Raw genomic sequence first — 19,670 nt, 5'->3', positions numbered from 1 at the left:
TGAGGAATCAGTCTATTTTCTAGTCGTCTAGATTCTAGCTTCTCTTTTTCACAACAACAATTAGAACTATGAACAAAACAGCATATATAGTAAAAGCATATAGAACAGCAGTTGGTAAAGCACCTAAAGGGGTGTTCCGTTTTAAAAGAACAGATGAATTGGCTGCGGAAACCATTCAATACATGATGAAGGAATTACCTCAATTAGACAAAACTCGTATTGACGATGTGATTGTTGGTAATGCAATGCCTGAAGGTTCACAAGGATTAAATATGGCTCGATTAATTTCATTAATGGGTCTTGATTCTGTAGATGTTCCAGGAGTTACCGTAAATCGTTTTTGTTCCTCTGGAATTGAAACCATAGGAATCGCTACTGCAAAAATCCAAAGTGGAATGGCAGATTGTATTATCGCTGGTGGAGCAGAGAGCATGAGTTCAGTGCCAATGACTGGATTTAAACCAGAATTAAATTACGACATCGTAAAGGCAGGACATGAAGATTATTATTGGGGAATGGGAAATACTGCTGAAGCGGTTGCCAACCAATTTAATATCTCTCGTACAGATCAAGATGAGTTTGCATTCAATTCTCACATGAAAGCATTAAAAGCACAAGCTGAAAATCGTTTTCAAGATCAAATAGTTCCTATCACTGTAAATCAGACCTATTTAGATGAAAACAATAAAAAAGCATCAAAATCATATATGGTAACTAAAGACGAAGGCCCAAGAAAAGGAACCAGCAAAGAAGCTTTAGCAAAATTACGTGCAGTATTTGCTACTGGCGGAAGTGTAACTGCTGGTAATTCATCTCAAATGAGCGATGGTGCTGCTTTTGTAATGGTAATGAGTGAAGACATGGTAAAAGAATTAAACCTTGAACCGATTGCTCGATTAGTTAACTATGCTGCGGCAGGTGTTGAACCTCGTATCATGGGAATAGGCCCCGTAAAAGCAATCCCAAAAGCATTAAAGCAAGCGGGACTAAAACAAGATGATTTATCATTAATAGAATTAAATGAAGCCTTTGCTTCTCAATCTCTTGCGGTAATTCGTGAATTAGATCTAAACCCAAACATCATCAATGTAAATGGTGGTGCTATCGCTTTGGGTCATCCATTAGGATGTACGGGAGCAAAACTTTCAGTGCAGTTATTTGACGAAATGCGTAAGCAAAACATGCAAGGAAAATATGGAGCGGTAACAATGTGTGTTGGTACGGGTCAAGGTGCCTGTGGGGTATTTGAATTTTTGAATTAGAAGTTAGACAAATAGAGTCTAGAGAATAGACTATAAAAAAATAAAGTAAAATATTAAATCAAACAGTCTAGAATCTATAAGTCTAGCTGTCTAGAATCTTAAAAAAAAAACAATGGAAACAAAAGAAAAAGAGATCATCAGAGGAGGGCAATTTATTGTAAGAGAGTCTCACTGTGAAGAAATTTTTACCCCAGAAGATTTCACTGAAGAACAAAAAATGATGAAGGAAGCGGTGATGGAGTTTAATGAACGTGAAATCATTCCATTTAGAGATCGCTTCGAAAATAAAGATTATGCCTTTACCGAAGAGTGTATGCGTAAAGCGGGCGAACTTGGATTTTTAGGTGTTTCAGTTCCTGAAGCTTATGGTGGATTAGGAATGGGCTTTGTTTCAACCTTATTAACTTGTGATTATATTTCGAGTGGTACTGGATCTTTTAGTACTGCATTTGGAGCGCATACAGGTATTGGGACGTTGCCAATTACCTTATATGGCACAGAGGAACAAAAACAAAAATATGTGCCAAAATTAGCCTCTGGCGAATGGTTTGGTGCTTATTGTCTAACCGAGCCTAGTGCAGGTAGTGATGCCAATAGTGGTAGAACTAAAGCTGTTCTTTCTGAAGACGGTACTCAGTATAAAATTAGCGGACAAAAAATGTGGATTTCAAACGCAGGATTTTGCAAGCTTTTTATTGTATTTGCACGTATTGAAGACGATAAAAACATTACAGGGTTTCTAGTAGAGAATGATCCCGGCAATGGAATCACTTTAGGAGAAGAAGAACACAAATTAGGGATTCATGCTTCCTCTACACGTCAGGTATTTTTTACAGATACCGTAGTGCCTGTTGAAAATATGTTATCAGAACGTGGTAATGGATTTAAAATAGCAATGAATGCTTTAAATGTTGGAAGAATAAAATTAGCGGGAGCCTGTTTAGATTCTCAAAGAAGAGTTATTACATCTGCGGTACAATATGCTACAGAACGCAAGCAATTTAAAACAGCCATTATTGAGTTTGGTGCGATCAAAGCAAAAATTGCAGAAATGGCAACCAATGTTTATGTAGGAGAATCTGCTACGTATAGAGCTGCAAAAGACATTGAAAACAGAATTGAAATTAGACAAGCGGAAGGGGAAACTCATCAGAAAGCAGAATTAAAAGGAGTGGAAGAATTTGCTATTGAATGTTCTATTTTAAAAGTTTCTGTTTCTGAAGATGTACAAGCCTGTGCCGATGAAGGAATTCAAATTTTTGGAGGCATGGGATTCTCAAAGGATACGCCTATGGAATCTGCATGGAGAGATGCTAGAATCACCAGAATTTATGAAGGTACGAACGAAATAAACAGAATGCTTTCTGTAGGGATGTTAGTGAAGAAAGCAATGAAAGGGCATGTTGATTTAATTGGACCTGCCATGAAAGTTGCAGACGAATTAACGGGGATTCCTTCTTTTGAAACACCTGATTATTCTGAAACTCTTTCCGAAGAAAAAGCAATGATCGCTAAGCTTAAAAAAGTGTTTTTAATGGTATCGGGAGCTGCGGTTCAAAAATATGGACCAGATTTAGACGAGCATCAGCAATTATTGATGGCTGCTTCTAATATATTAATAGAAATATACATGGCAGAATCTGCAATTTTACGTACAGAGAAAAACTGCAAACGTTTTGGGGAAGATTCTCAAAAAGAACAAATTGCAATGTCTCAATTGTACTTATACAATGCAGTTGATATTATCTTGAAAAATGCGAAAGAAGGAATTATTTCTTTTGCGGAAGGAGATGAACAACGCATGATGTTGATGGGATTAAAAAGATTTACGAAATATCAAAACAATCCAAATGTAGTAGCATTACGTATTAGCATTGCAGACAAGGTAAAAGAAGAAAATAAATACCCTTTTTAACACTACTTATTCTTAATGAAAGAATAATTTTTTTTCAAATTTTTTGATGTATTAAACCGCTTCTTTCGAAGCGGTTTTTTTAGTTTTTATATTTTTGTATCTTTTGATTCTCTCCCCACAAATTTTGAATAAGCCTGTTTAGGGATAGCAATCAACAAAAGGTACGGTTATCCCGAAATGTAAACCGATAATAAGTACCTTTGGTAACGATATAACTAGTTAACTACAATTTCTAAATGACAAGAACGACAAAAATATTGGCAGGAATTTCAGTGCTAATTTTTCTTTTGTCTTTTTTCTTACCAAGTAGATTAACGAATTATGACTTTGCAACAATTATAAGTTATGCAAAAAACAACCAAATAGGTTACAGTATTTATGGATTATTATTTTTCCCAATAGTTCTTTTACTTATTCTTTTTAAAAAATATTTCATTGGAATATGTCTTTCGACATTTATAATATTGACTCAAATTGACTCATTTGATCGCTTTTTAGACTTTTTAACAGCAGACAATAAGTCAACTATAGGAATTGAAGATACTTATCCGTTTCTCCTTGTGACATCTCTTGTTATTTATTTAGTTTATAAATCAGTAAAAAGCAAGAAATGGAATTGGTATATATCTTTTATTTCTCTAGTCATATTATCCTACTTAATTTTTAATGACCGAAACTGTACGATTGAATTTGTTGAAGACATGGGGTTCAAAAAATATGACATAGGAGTTTGGTTTTCCAATTGTGGAACTTATTATGCTTGGTGGACTAGTGCAATTCTGATTAACATTGGATTGTTTAATGAAATAAAAAGAGAAAAAACAGTAGTTAACAACGTAAAACCTAAATCGCTATTAGAATTAATATAACGTACAATTAACTATCTTTAATTCAGAAAAAAACGAAATATAACCAATAGATTATTAATCAGTATTTGTAATAATGGAAGACATAAAATACTATACCAAATTAAAAACCTCAAGTAAAACTCTTGTCGATTTATTGGATAGTGAATCATGTTTTTCTGAGGTCCCTAATACTTGGCATGTGATGGTTGTAGATATTCAAAATTCAACTCAAGCTGTAGATGAGGGAAAACACCATCAAATAAACTTAACAGCAACAGGTGCAATAATATCGGTATTAAATACTATCAGAAAAGAAAAACAAAATATTGAAATTCCTTACTTTTTTGGTGGTGATGGCGCTACATTCATTCTTCCTACCCTGCTTTTAAATAAAATTACATTGGTGTTAGAGAATTATAGCCTTCATATTAAAAGAAACACCAACTTAACACTTAGAGTTGGACATATTTCAGTTAAAAAATTAGACGCTCAAAAATCTAGTTTGAAGATCGTTAAACATCAACTTACAGAACAATTAACAATTCCTATTGTAATAGGTAATGGTTTAAAAAAAGCGGAAGAAATCATAAAAATTACTTTTGTAGAAAGCAATTTTATTGATTTTAAAAAAGATCTTTTAAGCTTAGAGGGAATGGAATGTAGATGGAAACAAATTAATCCTACACAGGCTAAAAAGAAAGTTATTTGTTTATTAATAGATACTATAAATGAAACCAATCAAAGAGATACCTATAGAGATGTTTTAGCTCAAATGGATCATATGTTTGGCACTTTTAAAAGCAGACAACCTATAAAACCCGCCAGTTTAAAACTAAACTTTAGCATTTCTAAAATATGGGAAGAAATGAAAATTAGTCTTGTCAATAAAAATTGGATCTACTTATTTAAAAACTGGATGGTAACACTTTTAGGGAAATGGTATTTTAACCTATCTCCTAATGGAAAACAATACTTAATACAAATTGGACAATTATCACATACTTTTATGCTTGATGGCATGATAAATACAATTTTTACAGCCGAACAAAGTAAAATAGATCTTTTTATAGCGTATCTAAATCAACTAGAAAAAGATAACAAAATTATTTATGGTATTCATGTAACTCATGCTTCTGTTATGTCATGTTACGTCTTGGATAGAAAAACAAAACACGCGCATTTTGTAGATGGTACAGAAGGTGGATATACTTCGGCAGCCAAAATGTTTAAAACAAAATTGAAAGCTTTAAAGTGATTTCATAAATTGCCTTTCTTATTATAAACATAGTTAACTCAAAAAAAAGACTAAGGGTTTTTAGGAAATAATTATTGGAACACTTATTGGGATGTTACTATGAAAATTAGAATCTAAAAGCTTAAATCACAGAATGTAAAAAAAGGACATCTTTAATTCTGAAAAAAAATGTATTTAAAAATGAAAACGATATTTATACTTCTTTTTTTAACATTCAATCTACCTTTATTAGCGCAATCCGAAAAGTATATTGGAAATTATGAAATCAGATTCGACACGAAGAATGCTGTTATTGAATATAAATTAAAGTTAAATCCAGATGGAACATTTTTATTTCATTCGTATTCGAATCATATAATGAAATTATCCCCAGAAGAGCATATATATGGAAGAGGCACATGGAGTTCTAAAAAAAAGACTCTTTCATTCTACACTAACAAAGAAAACGATTTTGATGAAACATATACTATTGATTTAATCAACTCGAAAGCAAGATTTATTAGTAAATCTCCAAGGGACAAATCAGACAGGGAAATCAAAATAGCCTTGAAATTTTTTGAATCTGAAATTCCCTGGATAAAAGGGTTAGATCTTTACAAGAACATAGAATAGTAACACTCCAATAAATTATATAATTCATAATTCGTTACGCATTAATTACGAAGCCCTAGCTTGCAAACCGAATAAAGGATCTAAACGTGAAACCTGAACGAAAACATGAAAGACAAAATAAACTGGACTCTTAAAAACTTACACCTTATCGTTTCTTTATCGATTGTAGTTCCAACTGCAATAATTTATGGTTCACCTTCCATTCTATCGAGACAATTGGATATTCAAGTCAACACAATTGACCTCTCAAATATGCTTAAAGCCATTATGTGTTTGTATTTAGGAGTTTCAGCAGTGTGGATTTTAGGTCTTTGGAACAACAACTATTGGAAAAGTGCAACCCAACTAAATATATTATTTATGTTGACCCTCGCTACTGGAAGAACAGTAAGTATGATAACTGATGGATTACCAACAGAAGGATATATTTTCGCTGTAATAGCAGAATTTATTATCGGACTTTTTTCTATGTATCAATTAAAAAAATATAAGCTTGAGTCTAATTAAAAACTTGAGAAAAACGATTGCTATATTTTTAATTGCATACAAAAAAATAGCTATCTTTAAATCTGAAAATAATAAAGAAAAATAAATTTAAAATAGATACTATCATGTCAAAAGGAAAAGATTCAAAAAAGAGTGTGAAAAAAGAAGCTACGAAAACTCCTAAAGAAAAAAAAGCAGAAAAGAGACTAAAAAAATCTAAATAAAATGAATTATCTTTTTAATGGATAAAGAAAACAATCCCCCTGAAGAACAACCCAATAACCCGTTGCACGGGATGAAATTGATAACTATACTAGAGTTGTTAGTGGAACAGTATGGTTGGGAAAAATTAGCATTGAAAATTAATATCAATTGTTTTAAAAATGATCCTACGATTAAGTCTAGCCTTAAGTTTTTAAGGAGAACACAATGGGCTAGAGATAAGGTTGAACAACTTTATCTAAAATTAGAAAAGAAAAAATAGCACTGTTTCGCTAACTCCAGACGATCTTTTTGATTACAGAAAAGGAACTATTAGTAATCATGGAAAAGCTAATATTCTAAAGCTTTATATATAGGTATGATTAAAAAGATAAAAGAATTAGAAAAACTATCAAGGCTTTTGGATCCAGGAATGGATCAAAGAGATAAATGGAATTCGGAAGTTTTAGAATACTCCAACTCATTTATCAACAAGCTAGATACTGCTAAAGCTTTTTTCTACTCAGAAAAAAACGGGAAAGACCTATACAACCTAGATATTGAAGAAGAAGCAACTGGGTTAACCTCATTATTAGATAGTACCACAAAAAACATTGATGAAGTAGGAATAAACCCTGCATCGGGTGGACATATGGGATATATTCCTGGAGGTGGACTTTACCCTTCAGCACTAGGGGATTATATTGCGGCTGTTAATAATAAGTATGCTGGAGTGTTTTTTGCTGCGCCAGGAGCAGTTCGTTTAGAGAATATGCTTATTCGCTGGATGTGTCGTTTAATGGGTTATTCTGAAAATGCTACAGGTAATTTAACTTCAGGTGGGTCAATTGCCAATCTTATTGCCTTAGTAACTGCTAGGGAATCTCATAACATCAAAGCCCGATATTTTGATAAATCTGTGATTTACCTTTCGGAACAAGCTCATCATTCCATATTAAAAGCAATCCGAATTGCTGGCTTATCTGAAGCTCCTATTAGGTACATTCCTTTAGATGAAAAATTAAGACTTTCAGCAAATGAATTAGAAAAAACAATCCTTGAAGATAAAGAGAAAGGGTTGATTCCTTTCTTTATAAATGCATCTTTCGGAACAACAAATACTGGTTCAATAGACCCAATAGATTCAATTGCTGCTATTGCAAAAAAACATAAACTATGGTTTCATGTTGACGCTGCTTATGGAGGATTTTTTAAATTAGTTAAGGAGTTAAGCTCTAAATTTGAAGGTATCCAGAAAGCTGACTCTATTACTCTTGACCCTCATAAAACACTTTTTTTGCCCTTCGGAACTGGTACTATACTTATAAAAAATAAAGAAATAGTATTAAAAGCATATCAATATTTAGCTGACTATATGCAAGATACTGTTGATGCTGATGAAGAAATTTCACCGGCAGATATATCGATAGAGCAAACAAAACACTTTCGAGGAATGAGGTTATGGTTGCCCTTAAAACTATTTGGTTTAAAGCCTTTTAGAGCCTCATTAGAAGAAAAAATATATTTAACTCGTTATTTTTATAATGAAATAAAAAAAGTAAAAGGGTTTGAAGTTGGACCAGAACCAGAACTTTCAGTTGCAATATTTAGATATGTTCCTAAAGATAAAGACGCATACTACTTCAATAAAAAATTGATTCAGGCAATTCAAAAAGATGGACGCATATTCCTTTCATCAACGAACATAAATGAGGTGTTTTGGATACGAATTGCGGTAGTATCATTTAGAACCCACCTAGTACAAATAGAACTTTTACTTGATATTATTAAAGAAAACGTAAATATAATTTTAACTGAACGAAATTAAATCAGTAGATAACAAAAGTATAAAAATCATAAATCATTTAGAAATAATGATATAGAAGACTGTTAGCTATATACCTTGTAATAAATATCTTTCATTAGGAATTACCGAATTAAAACTAAAGTTATTAATTCAATAATATAAAAGCAAATAAATAGGTATATCATAATTTAGAGCCCCATATTTTATGAATCTCAAAAATTGATGTATTTTCAGTAAAAGTTGCCTTGTCACTTAAACCCTTTTATGTACTTTTATAAAAATTTATTGTCAAATGGGGATTAAGATTACTGGTATAGGAAGTTATGTTCCAAATGGGATTGCAACAAATAAATCATTTGAAACTAATGACTTTTACAATGAAGATGGTTCAGCAATTAACCATGATACTTCTGTAATTATCGAAAAATTTAAATCGATTACAGGTATTGCAGAAAGACGCTATGTAGAAGATAATTTAAACAATTCAGACATTGCTTATTTCGCTGCTAAAAAAGCAATTGAAGATGCTCAAATAGATCAAGAAACACTAGATTATATTATTCTTGCTCAAAATTATGGGGATGTAAAACATGGATCAACTCAAAGTGATACAGTACCTAGTATTGCTTCACGTGTAAAGCATTTATTGGGTATCAAAAACCCTAGCTGCGTGGCTTATGATATCTTATTTGGGTGTCCAGGTTGGGTAGAAGGAATGATACAAGCAAATGCTTTTATTAAAGCTGGTATTGCTAAAAGATGCTTAATTATTGGCGCTGAAACCTTATCAAGAGTGATCGATAAGCACGATAGAGATTCCATGATTTTTAGTGATGGTGCAGGTGCAACAATAATTGAAGAGATGGATGAAGAAGGCGGTATTTTAGCACATATATCGGCAACCTTTTCATTAGATGAAGCTCATTTTATTTATTTCGGAAAAACCAATAATAAAGAGGTTAATGACAATACAAATTACATTAAAATGAATGGTCGTAAGATCTATGAATTTGCATTAACAAATGTCCCTACTGCAATGAAAACTTGTCTAGATAAAGCGGGTATTCCTATAGACAAACTAAAGAAAGTATTTATCCATCAAGCCAATGAAAAAATGGATGAAGCAATTATAAATCGATTTTATAAATTATATAAACAAAAAGCTCCCGAACATATTATGCCAATGACCATTGATAAATATGGGAATTCTAGTGTTGCTACAGTCCCAACTTTATATGATATGGTTTCTAAAGGTAAAATGAAAAATCATTCTATTGAAAAAGGCGATATCGTTATGCTAGCTAGTGTAGGAGCAGGAATGAATATTAATGCAATTGTTTATCAGGTTTAATTTATACAACTATTTTTCCTTTAATATAAGAGGTATCTATGTACGAAGGTAATTTTCCAAATAAAAGATATAAACACACGCTTTTGTTTTTACAAGAAATAATTAAAAAGGAAGAAAAAATCCTTGATCTTGGTGTGTCAAATCCTTTTTCTGAAATTATGAAAAAATATGGATACTCAGTTATAAACACAACAGGGGAGGATTTAGATTTAGATACTTCTTCGGTGCAAAATGAAGAAATTGAAGTAGTCACAGCTTTCGAAATTTTTGAACACTTAATTGCTCCTTTTAATATTTTAAAAGATATAAAGGCTAATAAACTAGTAGCTTCTGTGCCTTTAAAATTATGGTATGCTAATGCGTATCAAAGTAAAACAGATAAATTAGATCGTCATTATCATGAATTTGAAGATTGGCAATTTGATTGGTTATTAGAAAAAGCAGGATGGCAAATTAAAAAACGTGAAAAATTTACTAATCCAGTTAAAAAAATAGGCTTCCGTCCTATCTTACGTCGATTTACACCAAGGTATTATTTAGTTTATGCAGAACGTATATAATGAAATTATATGTTGTCATACCAGCTCATAATGAAGAGGAGAATATTTCTAAAACACTACAATCATTAGTAGAACAAACTCATTTGCCTTCTAAAATAATAGTTGTCAATGATAATTCAACGGATAACACCCAATCAATAGTTAATTCTTTTTCTGAAAAATATACATTCATAGAAAGTATAAACAATACTTCATCTGCTCAAAATATACCTGGAAGCAAAGTAATTAATGCATTCAAAAAGGGAATGAAAGTATTAGATGATGATTTTGATGTTATCTGTAAATTTGACGCAGATTTAATTTTTCCAAACAATTATATCGAAACTATACAAACAATATTTACAAACAACAAAAATTGTGGAATGGCTGGTGGTTTTTGTTATATTGAAAAAAATGACATATGGGTTCTTGAAAACTTAACAAATAAAGACCATATCCGCGGAGCTTTAAAAGCTTATCGGAAAGAATGTTTCTATGATATTGGGGGTCTTAAAAGTGAAATGGGTTGGGATACAGTGGACGAATTGTTAGCTCAATATCATGGGTGGGAAATCTACACTGATGAATCTTTAGAAGTTAAACATCTAAAACCAACAGGGAATGCATATTCTAAAAAAGCTAAATACAAACAAGGAGAAGCATTTTATAAAATGCGTTATGGCATTGTTTTAACAAAAATTGCTTCTTTAAAACTTGCCTTAAAAAAAAGGAATGCACTTTTTTATCTTAATAGTATAATCGGTTTTTTAAAAGCATTTTTTAATCGCAGCCCCTTTTTAGTAAACAAAGAAGAAGGGAGATTTATTAGAAAACATCGATGGAAAAATATTTTGAAAAAAATATTTTAAATGTTTCTAAATCACAGCTATTGTTTAAATATAGTTTATCCTTATTTTTGATTAATTCAAATCATTATTTATGAAATTTAAATTTTATTTTTTACTATTTGCATTTATTATGCTGAATTCTTTTTTTATATCCTGTCAAGAGAAAGAAATCATTACATCAACTTCATATATAATTCCTAAAAAAGTGAAAAAACCAAAAAATATCATTCTCCTAATAGGCGATGGTATGGGACTAAGTGAAGTTTCTGCTAGTCAGTTTTTCAATAAAGAAAATTCAAATTTTGAACGATTTCCAGTTGTTGGACTTATTAAAACATCTGCATCTAGTGATCTAATTACAGATTCTGCTGCAGGGGCTACTGCTTTTTCAGCAGGAATAAAAACATACAATGGAGCCATTGGAGTTGATAAAGATTCGATTTCAATAGAAACAATCGTTGAACAAATTTCAAAAAAAGATATCGTAACAGGCGTTGTTTCTACCTCCTCTATAACACATGCAACACCAGCAAGTTTTTACGCACATGTTAAATTAAGAAGAATGTATGAAGATATTGCTGTTGATATGGTTGCTTCAGATATTGATTTTTTTGCAGGTGGAGGATTAAAGTTTTTCAATAATAGAACAGATAAACAAAATTTAATTGAGCAACTGAAAACGAAAGGTTTTGATGTAATTACAGATCAACTTCCAACAACTGTTTCAGATAAGAAACAAGCGATTTTATTAGCTAAAGATGAAATGCCAAAAATGCTTGATGGTCGAGGAGATTTTTTACCTAATGCAACTAAACTAGCATTAGACGCCTTATCAAAAAACGAAGAAGGATTCTTTTTAATGGTAGAAGGATCACAGATAGATTGGGGAGGACATGCTAATGATGCAGATTATTTAATTAGCGAATTAATCGATTTCGATAATGCAATGGGTGTTGCATTAGATTTCGCAAAACAAAATGGAGAAACTCTTGTTATTGTTACAGCTGATCATGAAACTGGAGGATTTACATTAGCTTCAGATGAAGACGATTACAATAAAATTAAGCCCGTTTTTTCGACTGGAGGACATTCTGCTACCATGGTTCCTGTTTTTGCCAAAGGACCTAGTGAAAATGTTTTTGGAGGGATTTATGAAAACACTGAGATTTACACAAAGATGTATTCTCTATTTTTTGAATAAAGTTTTTCTTATCATTTCTTTCAGAATAATAATCAATCAATTTTATTACTTTAGCAAGACTTAATTCTATATGAAGTATTTTAGAGACATAGGTTCCTATTTTTTAATGCTAAAAAAAGTTTTTAGTAGCCCAACTAAAGGGTCAGTATTAAGAGAACTTATTATTAAAGAAATTAATGACCTTATTTTAGGGTCTTTAGGTATTGTAGCATTTATATCATTCTTTGTGGGAGGTGTGGTTGCCATTCAAACTGCTTTGAATATTGACAATCCATTAATTCCAGAATATTTAGTAGGTTTTGCTACAAGACAATCAATAGTTTTAGAATTTGCTCCAACATTTATGTCAATTATTATGGCAGGAAAAGTAGGGTCTTTTATAACTTCAAGCATAGGTTCTATGAGAGTTACTGAACAAATTGATGCGCTAGAAGTAATGGGAATCAATTCATTAAACTATTTAATATTTCCAAAAATTATCGCTTTACTACTTTATCCTTTTGTGATAGCAATGTCTATGTTTTTAGGAATATTTGGTGGTTGGGTTGCAGGTGTCTATGGTGGTTTTAGTTCTTCTGAAGCTTTTATACAAGGCTTACAAGTAGACTTTAATACCTTTCATATAGTATATGCCTTTATTAAAACAATTGTTTTTGCCTTTATTTTAGCTACGGTACCTTCATGGCAAGGTTATTATATGAAAGGTGGAGCTTTAGAAGTAGGAAAAGCAAGTACCAATTCATTTGTTTGGACTAGTGTACTTATTATTATGGCTAATTATATAATAACACAACTCCTTTTAAGCTAATGATCAAGGTAGAAAACATATATAAAAGTTTTGGAGAGGAAGAAATTTTAAAAGGAATTTCAACCACTTTTGAGAGGGGAAAAACCAACCTAATTATTGGCCAAAGCGGTAGTGGAAAAACGGTAATGCTAAAATGTTTAGTTGGTCTTTTTCAGCCTGAAGAAGGGCTTATTTATTTTGAAGATAAAGCGATTCAAAATATGAACGATGATGAACATCGTATATTAAGAGAAGATAGCGGTATGTTATTTCAGGGAGGAGCTTTGTTTGATTCTATGAATATTGAAGAAAATGTAATGTTTCCTTTACGCATGTTTAGCAATAAAAAAAGACCCGAAATGCTCGAAAGAGTAAATGAAGTATTAAAAAGAGTAGACTTAGAAAATGTAAATAAAAAATTTCCTTCCGAAATTTCTGGAGGTATGCAAAAAAGAGTTTCTATTGCTCGTGCCATTGTTAACGAACCTAAATATCTGTTTTGTGATGAACCCAACTCAGGATTAGACCCAAGAACAGCTATAATAATAGATAACTTAATTCAAGAAATTACAAAAGAAAATAATATAACAACGGTTGTGGTTACTCATGACATGAATTCCGTAATGGAAATTGGTGAAAAAATTGTATTCCTTAAAAATGGTCAATTAGTTTGGCAGGGCACCAACCAAGAAATTTTTAAAACAAATAATACAGACGTTACCGACTTTGTATATTCTTCCAATCTATTTAAAAAAATTCGTGATATTCAGATTAGTGAAGATTAAAATAATACGAATATATTTTTATAAATACGTATTAAAAACTAAACATCATGAGTAATTATCATATAAAACACTTAGAAGAATATTTTAAGGTTTATAGAAAATCAGTAAGAGAACCAGAAGTTTTTTGGGAAGAAATAGCCGAAGAACATTTTACTTGGTATAAAAGATGGGATACTATATTAAGTTGGGATTTTTCAAAACCTGAAGTAAAATGGTACGAAGGAGCTCAATTAAACATTACTGAAAATTGTATTGATCGACATTTACTTACTAAAGGTAATAAAACTGCTATTTTATTTGAACCAAACAATCCCAAGGAGGAAGCACAACATATAACATATAATCAATTACATGAACAAGTTAATAAGTTCGCTAACGTTCTAAAATCACAAGGAATTAAAAAAGGTGATCGTGTTTGTATTTATCTTCCTATGATTCCTGAATTAGCTGTTTCTGTATTAGCCTGTGCAAGAATAGGTGCAATACATTCAGTTGTGTTCGCTGGTTTTTCAGCTACAGCACTTTCTACAAGAATCAATGACAGTGACTGTAAAATGGTCATTACTTCAGATGGATCCTATAGAGGAAATAAAACAATTGACCTAAAAGGCATCGTTGACGAAGGTTTAAAAGATTGCCCTAGTGTAAATACAGTACTTGTTGCTAAAAGAATTCATTCAGAAATAAATATGAAAGAAGGACGAGATTTATGGCTTCAACCTTTATTAGATGAGGCTTCTTCAGAATGTACTCCTGAAATCATGGATGCAGAAGATCCCTTGTTCATTTTATATACCTCTGGTTCTACAGGAAAACCTAAAGGAATGGTGCATACAACTGCCGGTTATATGGTATATACTGCCTATACTTTTAAAAATGTTTTTAATTATAGAGAAGACGATATTTACTGGTGTACTGCTGATATAGGTTGGATTACGGGTCATAGTTATATTGTGTATGGTCCACTCGCAAATGGAGCCACCACAGTGATGTTTGAAGGAGTTCCAAGTTATCCTGATTTTGGACGCTTTTGGGAGATTGTTGAAAAACATAAAATTAATCAGTTTTATACTGCTCCAACTGCCATTAGAGCCTTAGCAAAAGAAAAACTTGAATTTGTAGATCGTTACGATTTATCCTCTTTAAAAGTTTTAGGGTCTGTAGGAGAACCGATAAATGAAGAAGCATGGCATTGGTATAATGATAATGTTGGTAAAAGAAAAAGTCCCATTGTTGATACTTGGTGGCAAACTGAAACAGGAGGAGTTATGATTACTCCTCTACCCTATGTTACCCCAACCATTCCGACCTATGCAAGTTTACCTTTTCCTGGCATTCAACCAACATTAATGGATGAAAACGGTGAAGAGATAAAAGAAAATCAGATAGATGGAAGGCTGTGTATTAAATTTCCTTGGCCTTCTATGGCACGAACTATTTGGGGAAATCATCAACGATACAAAGAAACCTATTTTTCAGCTTATCCTAATAAATACTTTACTGGTGATGGTGCATTACGGAACACTGTCGGATATTACCGAATTACAGGACGTGTAGATGATGTAATCATCGTTTCTGGTCATAATTTAGGTACTGCTCCCATTGAAGATGCAATTAATGAGCATCCGGCAGTTGCAGAATCTGCGATTGTAGGATTTCCTCATGACATAAAAGGAAATGCCTTATATGGTTATGTAATTTTAAAAGAAGTTGGAGAAACTAGAAAACACGAAAGTTTACGTAAAGAAATAAATCAGATCATAACTGAGCATATCGGTCCGATAGCTAAACTTGATAAAATTCAGTTTACAAACGGATTACCGAAAACACGTTCAGGCAAAATTATGCGTAGAATTCTACGTAAGATTTCTTGTAAAGACATAAGCAATCTTGGTGATACAAGTACTTTATTAAATCCTGAAGTAGTACAAGAAATTATAGATAATTCTATTTAATAAATTATTTAGGTGTATCTAAAATTTTAAGTGTATCTAACTCTAACTGAAATCTCAGCCATTTATCAAGTTTTATTAACTCTTCTGTTTTCTTTTTAGATTTCACATCTTTATTCCAAGTAACATAAAAAACTGGTAGTGTATCTGTCTTTGTAAAGTTTGTAGTAATTCGCTTAGAATAGCTAAAAGATTCTACATCAGAATAAAGAATTTTCACTTCATCAGTAAGGCTTTTAAAATCAAACTCATTTACTTTTAAATTAGCAATTTCATTTTCCAAAAACTGAATTCGATCGTCCTTATCCCTAATTAAGTTTTCATTTTTAACATATAAATCCTCTAGAATACCTGCTTTTACTTGTCCAGAAAGGCGATCAGCGAGCTCAATACTTTGATCTGCTCCTTGATAAATACTCAGTTTGCAATCTTTTAAAACTTCATTTTCTTTTAATTTCTCATTCCATTCATTTATTTTATCTGCTGGTATTACTCTTCCTATAAAATAAATATCCAAATCTTTAGTTTCAAAATCATGAGTGAACTTAACCACCTCTGCACCATCAAATTGCAAAATATTTTCAACAAAATCACTAGCATTACTGTCAAAAACTTGTTGTTTGTATAATCCAATGAAAATAAAAATACTTGGAACCATTACTATTAGAGCAATTAAAGAAGCTAATCGCGCAGTTAATTTTCTCCTTCTTGAATTTGCATATCGTACCAAAGGAAAGCCTAAAACCTTTGCTACTATAAAAGTTGTCAAAGCAATAAAAACTGCATTTATAGAAAATAAATACATAGCACCTCCTGCATAACTAGCATTTCCAATTGCTAGGCCATACCCTACCGTACATAAAGGAGGCATTAAGGCTGTTGCGATCGCAACACCAAATATAACACTGGCAATAGTCCCTTTTTTAGTTTTTGCAACAATGAGTGCTAAACCGCCAAAAATTGCCACTAATACATCTAATATTGTTGGCGTAGTTCTGGCTAATAATTCAGGAGTTTCTTTAGTTAAAGGCGACATTTTAAAATATAAAAAAGCTGTAAGTACACTTAATACAACCATTACGCCTAAATTTATTAATGACCTTCTTAAGGTTTCCACATCATTTATTGCAACAGACATACCAAGTCCAACAATAGGTCCCATTAAGGGAGAAATTAACATGGCTCCTATTACAACTGCCGTACTACTTACATTTAATCCAATAGAAGCTACAAAGATTGAAAAAATTAATATCCAGGCAGTATGCCCCTTAAATGATATATCATGTTTTACAGACTCAATCGTGGCATCACGGTCAGTTTCAGAGCGGATATCTAATAATTCCGAAAAGAATCTTTTTACACTTTCCCAAGCTGAAACTTTTACTTTATCAAATTCTTCTTGCTCAGAAGTAATTTCTTTATTGTTTTCTTCTGAAGTTGTCATTTATGTATATTTTTTACCAAAGTTTTTTTTCACATCTGAAAGCAATTCTTTTATTTCTTGTTCTTTTTTTCTAGGATATATTAGCAAAACATCTTCTTTGTCAACGATAATGTAATCGCTAATTCCATCCACTACGACTAATTTTTCTGAAGCAGTATAAATCATATTATTTTCAGCATCAGTCACGTGAGGTAGTGCTCTTACAATAGCATTTTGTTCCGTTCCACTCTTTAATTTATCGTGCAATGCACCCCATGTTCCTAAATCATTCCAATCGAAAGTAGCTTTTTTAACACAAACGTTCTCCGCTTTTTCTAATATACCATAGTCAATTGATATATTTTCTGCTTTAGCATAGTTATTCTCTATAAACTGCTTTTCATTTTTTGTGTTGTATGCTTCATTTCCTTCAGAAAATAAAGTAAACATAGTGGGCATATTTTTTTCAAAAGAAGAAATAATACTTTTTACACTCCACAAAAATATTCCAGCATTCCATGAATAATTTCCAGCTTCTAAAAATTTCTTTGCTGTTTCATAATCAGGCTTTTCTCTAAACTGATTCACCTTTTTTATAACATTCTCATCTTCTTTATCACTTTCAATATACCCAAATCCCGTATTCGGAAAAGTAGGCTCAATACCTAAGGTAAGTAATTTATCTTCTGAAGCACAGGTCTTAAAACATGTTTCAACATCTCTTAAAAAAGCTGTTTCATCTTCGATCCAATGATCACTTGGAGCCACTATCATTTGAGCGGCTGGATTTTTTTTATATATTTTCAATGCCGATAATAAAATACATGGAGCCGTGTTACGCATCGCTGGTTCTAATACAACTTGATCTTCGGTAATCTCTGGTAGTTGCTCTAATACTAACTCTAAATATCGTTCATTGGTTAATATCAATATATTTTCAGAAGGAATTAATCCCTGTAATCTTGTAAATGTTTTTTGCAACAATGATTGACCCGTTCCTAACATGTCATGAAACTGTTTAGGAAAATCTGTTGTACTCACAGGCCAGAATCTAGATCCGATTCCACCAGCCATGATTACTGCATAATAATTGTTATTCATTCAATTTATTTTAATAATTCTACCTCAGCATTTGGATTAAATAAATAAATCCTTCCCGTTGCTATTTCTTTACATTCAAATCGTTTCACTCGTTTATTTCCTCTTACAAATATCTTACCATTATACAATCGGAACGTACTTCCAAAGGGAATTTCAAAGATATAGTTTTTATCATTGGGTTCATCAAATTGCTTTAATGCTAGCGATAATTTTGAATCTGTATCACTACTCGCTTTTGGATTTTTAAAATGAATGGCCAATAACGGTAATAATTGATTTGGAAATATTTCTGGCCTTAAAAATGGCAACATGAGTTGTTGAAATGTATGTTTCCACTCTAAACCATGCGGTTTTATACCTCTTCCATAGATATTAATTGCCACTAAATGTGCTATTTCATGAACCATTGTAATTAAAAATCGATAGGCATTTAGATTTGAATTAATGGTGATTTGATGTTGACCATCTGGTAATTTTCTATAATCTCCATGACGGGTAACACGTTCGTTTACAATCTTTAAATACACCTGGTTCGATTTTATTAAATCGAAAACTGGTAAAACGGCTGCCTGTGGCAAATAATTATAGAGTATTTTTTGCATCCTTTATGGAGTTGAACTCGATACTTGTAATATTTTACCGTTATACATTTTTTGTCCTGTCAATGAGAAGTTATAAATATACTCCGCCATTTCAAGCGCTGTCACTGAGGCTTTATATCCTGGGAAAGCTTCTTCTAACATTTCAGTTTGAACGGCACCTAAGGCTAGAACATTAACTGCAGGACCCTTTTCTTTGTATTCTTCAGCTAATAACTCAGATAAAGTGATTAATGCACCTTTACTACTGCTATAAGCACTCAATCCAGGAAATTTTAAACTCCCTTGAATTCCACCCATACTGCTAATATTAACTACATGTCCTTCTGAATTCATATGTGGTAAAACAGCTTGTGTTAATTCCGCTACACCAAAAACGTTTACATCGTATACTTTTTTAAAGGCAGAAATAGGAGTTTCTGAAAAAGGAGCATTTAATAAGGTACCTGAATTATTGATTAGAACATCAACTACTTCCCAATTATCTTTGATAAAATCTGAAACTTTCTTGATGTCACTTTCCTTGGTAATATCGAATGAAAATGACGTACAACCCGCTAGATTTAAATCTGAAATAGGTTTTTCATTTCTTGACAATGCGAGTACTTGATATCCTGCTTTACAGAATAATTGTACTAATTCATACCCAATACCTCTACTTGTTCCTGTGATGATAATATTCTTCATAATTGTAATTT

19 protein-coding genes are annotated in these 19,670 nt (G+C 31.9%); 15 read left to right on the top strand and 4 right to left on the bottom strand.

The features are described 5' to 3' along the window. Nucleotides 1-68: 68 nt before the first annotated feature. The 15 genes from ABXT64_RS10155 to acs all read left to right on the top strand — a co-directional run bounded on the left by ABXT64_RS10155 (nt 69) and on the right by acs (nt 15,852). Nucleotides 69-1,262 carry an acetyl-CoA C-acyltransferase gene (locus ABXT64_RS10155; protein ID WP_443632816.1) on the top strand — a complete coding sequence of 398 codons (1,194 nt, stop codon included), beginning with the start codon at nt 69-71 and terminating at the stop codon, nt 1,260-1,262. A gap of 112 nt (nt 1,263-1,374) precedes the next feature. Continuing rightward, nucleotides 1,375-3,177, top strand: a complete 1,803-nt coding sequence (locus tag ABXT64_RS10150; RefSeq protein ID WP_443632815.1) for an acyl-CoA dehydrogenase family protein — start codon at nt 1,375-1,377, stop codon at nt 3,175-3,177. Nucleotides 3,178-3,413: 236 nt separating this feature from the next. Further along, nucleotides 3,414-4,046 carry a hypothetical protein gene (locus tag ABXT64_RS10145; protein ID WP_443632814.1) on the top strand — a complete coding sequence of 211 codons (633 nt, stop codon included), beginning with the start codon at nt 3,414-3,416 and terminating at the stop codon, nt 4,044-4,046. Nucleotides 4,047-4,119: 73 nt separating this feature from the next. After that, complete coding sequence (locus tag ABXT64_RS10140) at nt 4,120-5,280, top strand: DUF3095 family protein (RefSeq protein WP_443632813.1); 1,161 nt, start codon at nt 4,120-4,122, stop codon at nt 5,278-5,280. 180 nt (nt 5,281-5,460) lie between these two features. Further along, complete coding sequence (locus ABXT64_RS10135; RefSeq protein WP_443632812.1) at nt 5,461-5,892, top strand: hypothetical protein; 432 nt, start codon at nt 5,461-5,463, stop codon at nt 5,890-5,892. A gap of 105 nt (nt 5,893-5,997) precedes the next feature. Further along, the gene (locus tag ABXT64_RS10130) at nt 5,998-6,399 is read left to right on the top strand and encodes a DUF4345 domain-containing protein (RefSeq protein ID WP_443632811.1); all 402 of its coding nucleotides are present in this window, start codon (nt 5,998-6,000) and stop codon (nt 6,397-6,399) included. A 220-nt stretch (nt 6,400-6,619) separates the two neighbouring features. Next, nucleotides 6,620-6,862, top strand: a complete 243-nt coding sequence (locus ABXT64_RS10125; protein WP_443632810.1) for a VF530 family DNA-binding protein — start codon at nt 6,620-6,622, stop codon at nt 6,860-6,862. Nucleotides 6,863-6,958: 96 nt separating this feature from the next. Beyond that, nucleotides 6,959-8,407 (top strand): pyridoxal phosphate-dependent decarboxylase family protein, encoded by a 1,449-nt coding sequence (locus ABXT64_RS10120; protein WP_443632809.1) that lies wholly within the window; start codon nt 6,959-6,961, stop codon nt 8,405-8,407. 271 nt (nt 8,408-8,678) lie between these two features. Next, nucleotides 8,679-9,737 carry a 3-oxoacyl-ACP synthase III family protein gene (locus tag ABXT64_RS10115; protein ID WP_443632808.1) on the top strand — a complete coding sequence of 353 codons (1,059 nt, stop codon included), beginning with the start codon at nt 8,679-8,681 and terminating at the stop codon, nt 9,735-9,737. A 38-nt stretch (nt 9,738-9,775) separates the two neighbouring features. Then, a complete protein-coding gene (locus ABXT64_RS10110) occupies nt 9,776-10,297 on the top strand; it encodes a methyltransferase (RefSeq protein ID WP_443632807.1) in 522 nt (173 codons plus the stop codon). Beyond that, entirely contained in the window at nt 10,297-11,145 is an 849-nt protein-coding gene (locus ABXT64_RS10105; protein WP_443632806.1) for a glycosyltransferase, read from the top strand. The genes ABXT64_RS10110 and ABXT64_RS10105 overlap by 1 nt, the downstream gene beginning before the upstream one ends. A gap of 70 nt (nt 11,146-11,215) precedes the next feature. Next, nucleotides 11,216-12,325, top strand: a complete 1,110-nt coding sequence (locus ABXT64_RS10100; RefSeq protein WP_443632805.1) for an alkaline phosphatase — start codon at nt 11,216-11,218, stop codon at nt 12,323-12,325. Between the two features lie 70 nt (nt 12,326-12,395). Then, nucleotides 12,396-13,133 carry an MlaE family ABC transporter permease gene (locus ABXT64_RS10095; RefSeq protein ID WP_443632804.1) on the top strand — a complete coding sequence of 246 codons (738 nt, stop codon included), beginning with the start codon at nt 12,396-12,398 and terminating at the stop codon, nt 13,131-13,133. Next, nucleotides 13,133-13,897, top strand: coding sequence for an ABC transporter ATP-binding protein (locus ABXT64_RS10090; protein ID WP_443632803.1), 765 nt, complete (start codon nt 13,133-13,135; stop codon nt 13,895-13,897). The genes ABXT64_RS10095 and ABXT64_RS10090 overlap by 1 nt, the downstream gene beginning before the upstream one ends. A gap of 47 nt (nt 13,898-13,944) precedes the next feature. Further along, nucleotides 13,945-15,852: an acetate--CoA ligase gene (gene acs, locus ABXT64_RS10085; RefSeq protein WP_443632802.1), complete on the top strand. Its 1,908-nt coding sequence runs from the start codon at nt 13,945-13,947 to the stop codon at nt 15,850-15,852. A gap of 4 nt (nt 15,853-15,856) precedes the next feature. Here the strand turns inward: acs and ABXT64_RS10080 are convergent, their stop codons facing one another. The 4 genes from ABXT64_RS10080 to ABXT64_RS10065 are packed head-to-tail and all read right to left on the bottom strand — an operon-like array spanning nt 15,857 to nt 19,659. Beyond that, a complete protein-coding gene (locus tag ABXT64_RS10080) occupies nt 15,857-17,293 on the bottom strand; it encodes a DUF389 domain-containing protein (protein ID WP_443632801.1) in 1,437 nt (478 codons plus the stop codon). Beyond that, the gene (locus tag ABXT64_RS10075; RefSeq protein WP_443632800.1) at nt 17,294-18,373 is read right to left on the bottom strand and encodes a mannose-1-phosphate guanylyltransferase; all 1,080 of its coding nucleotides are present in this window, start codon (nt 18,371-18,373) and stop codon (nt 17,294-17,296) included. A gap of 5 nt (nt 18,374-18,378) precedes the next feature. After that, nucleotides 18,379-18,975 carry a SprT-like domain-containing protein gene (locus ABXT64_RS10070; protein ID WP_443632799.1) on the bottom strand — a complete coding sequence of 199 codons (597 nt, stop codon included), beginning with the start codon at nt 18,973-18,975 and terminating at the stop codon, nt 18,379-18,381. A 3-nt stretch (nt 18,976-18,978) separates the two neighbouring features. After that, on the bottom strand, nt 18,979-19,659 hold the full coding sequence (locus ABXT64_RS10065; RefSeq protein WP_443632798.1) for an SDR family NAD(P)-dependent oxidoreductase: 681 nt from the start codon (nt 19,657-19,659) through the stop codon (nt 18,979-18,981). Nucleotides 19,660-19,670: the final 11 nt, after the last annotated feature.

The sequence above is a fragment of the Candidatus Marifrigoribacter sp. Uisw_064 genome, assembly GCF_047730175.1.
Classification (GTDB): domain Bacteria; phylum Bacteroidota; class Bacteroidia; order Flavobacteriales; family Flavobacteriaceae; genus Marifrigoribacter.
Note: the sequence above shows the minus strand (reverse complement) of the source record. Positions and strands in the feature narration are given on the sequence as shown.

Coding starts and splice junctions, on each gene's coding strand:
- ABXT64_RS10155 (WP_443632816.1), top strand. CDS start 69: ATGAACAAAACAGCATATATAGTAAAAGCATATAGAACAGCAGTTGGT.
- ABXT64_RS10150 (WP_443632815.1), top strand. CDS start 1,375: ATGGAAACAAAAGAAAAAGAGATCATCAGAGGAGGGCAATTTATTGTA.
- ABXT64_RS10145 (WP_443632814.1), top strand. CDS start 3,414: ATGACAAGAACGACAAAAATATTGGCAGGAATTTCAGTGCTAATTTTT.
- ABXT64_RS10140 (WP_443632813.1), top strand. CDS start 4,120: ATGGAAGACATAAAATACTATACCAAATTAAAAACCTCAAGTAAAACT.
- ABXT64_RS10135 (WP_443632812.1), top strand. CDS start 5,461: ATGAAAACGATATTTATACTTCTTTTTTTAACATTCAATCTACCTTTA.
- ABXT64_RS10130 (WP_443632811.1), top strand. CDS start 5,998: ATGAAAGACAAAATAAACTGGACTCTTAAAAACTTACACCTTATCGTT.
- ABXT64_RS10125 (WP_443632810.1), top strand. CDS start 6,620: ATGGATAAAGAAAACAATCCCCCTGAAGAACAACCCAATAACCCGTTG.
- ABXT64_RS10120 (WP_443632809.1), top strand. CDS start 6,959: ATGATTAAAAAGATAAAAGAATTAGAAAAACTATCAAGGCTTTTGGAT.
- ABXT64_RS10115 (WP_443632808.1), top strand. CDS start 8,679: ATGGGGATTAAGATTACTGGTATAGGAAGTTATGTTCCAAATGGGATT.
- ABXT64_RS10110 (WP_443632807.1), top strand. CDS start 9,776: ATGTACGAAGGTAATTTTCCAAATAAAAGATATAAACACACGCTTTTG.
- ABXT64_RS10105 (WP_443632806.1), top strand. CDS start 10,297: ATGAAATTATATGTTGTCATACCAGCTCATAATGAAGAGGAGAATATT.
- ABXT64_RS10100 (WP_443632805.1), top strand. CDS start 11,216: ATGAAATTTAAATTTTATTTTTTACTATTTGCATTTATTATGCTGAAT.
- ABXT64_RS10095 (WP_443632804.1), top strand. CDS start 12,396: ATGAAGTATTTTAGAGACATAGGTTCCTATTTTTTAATGCTAAAAAAA.
- ABXT64_RS10090 (WP_443632803.1), top strand. CDS start 13,133: ATGATCAAGGTAGAAAACATATATAAAAGTTTTGGAGAGGAAGAAATT.
- acs (WP_443632802.1), top strand. CDS start 13,945: ATGAGTAATTATCATATAAAACACTTAGAAGAATATTTTAAGGTTTAT.
- ABXT64_RS10080 (WP_443632801.1), bottom strand. CDS start 17,293: ATGACAACTTCAGAAGAAAACAATAAAGAAATTACTTCTGAGCAAGAA.
- ABXT64_RS10075 (WP_443632800.1), bottom strand. CDS start 18,373: ATGAATAACAATTATTATGCAGTAATCATGGCTGGTGGAATCGGATCT.
- ABXT64_RS10070 (WP_443632799.1), bottom strand. CDS start 18,975: ATGCAAAAAATACTCTATAATTATTTGCCACAGGCAGCCGTTTTACCA.
- ABXT64_RS10065 (WP_443632798.1), bottom strand. CDS start 19,659: ATGAAGAATATTATCATCACAGGAACAAGTAGAGGTATTGGGTATGAA.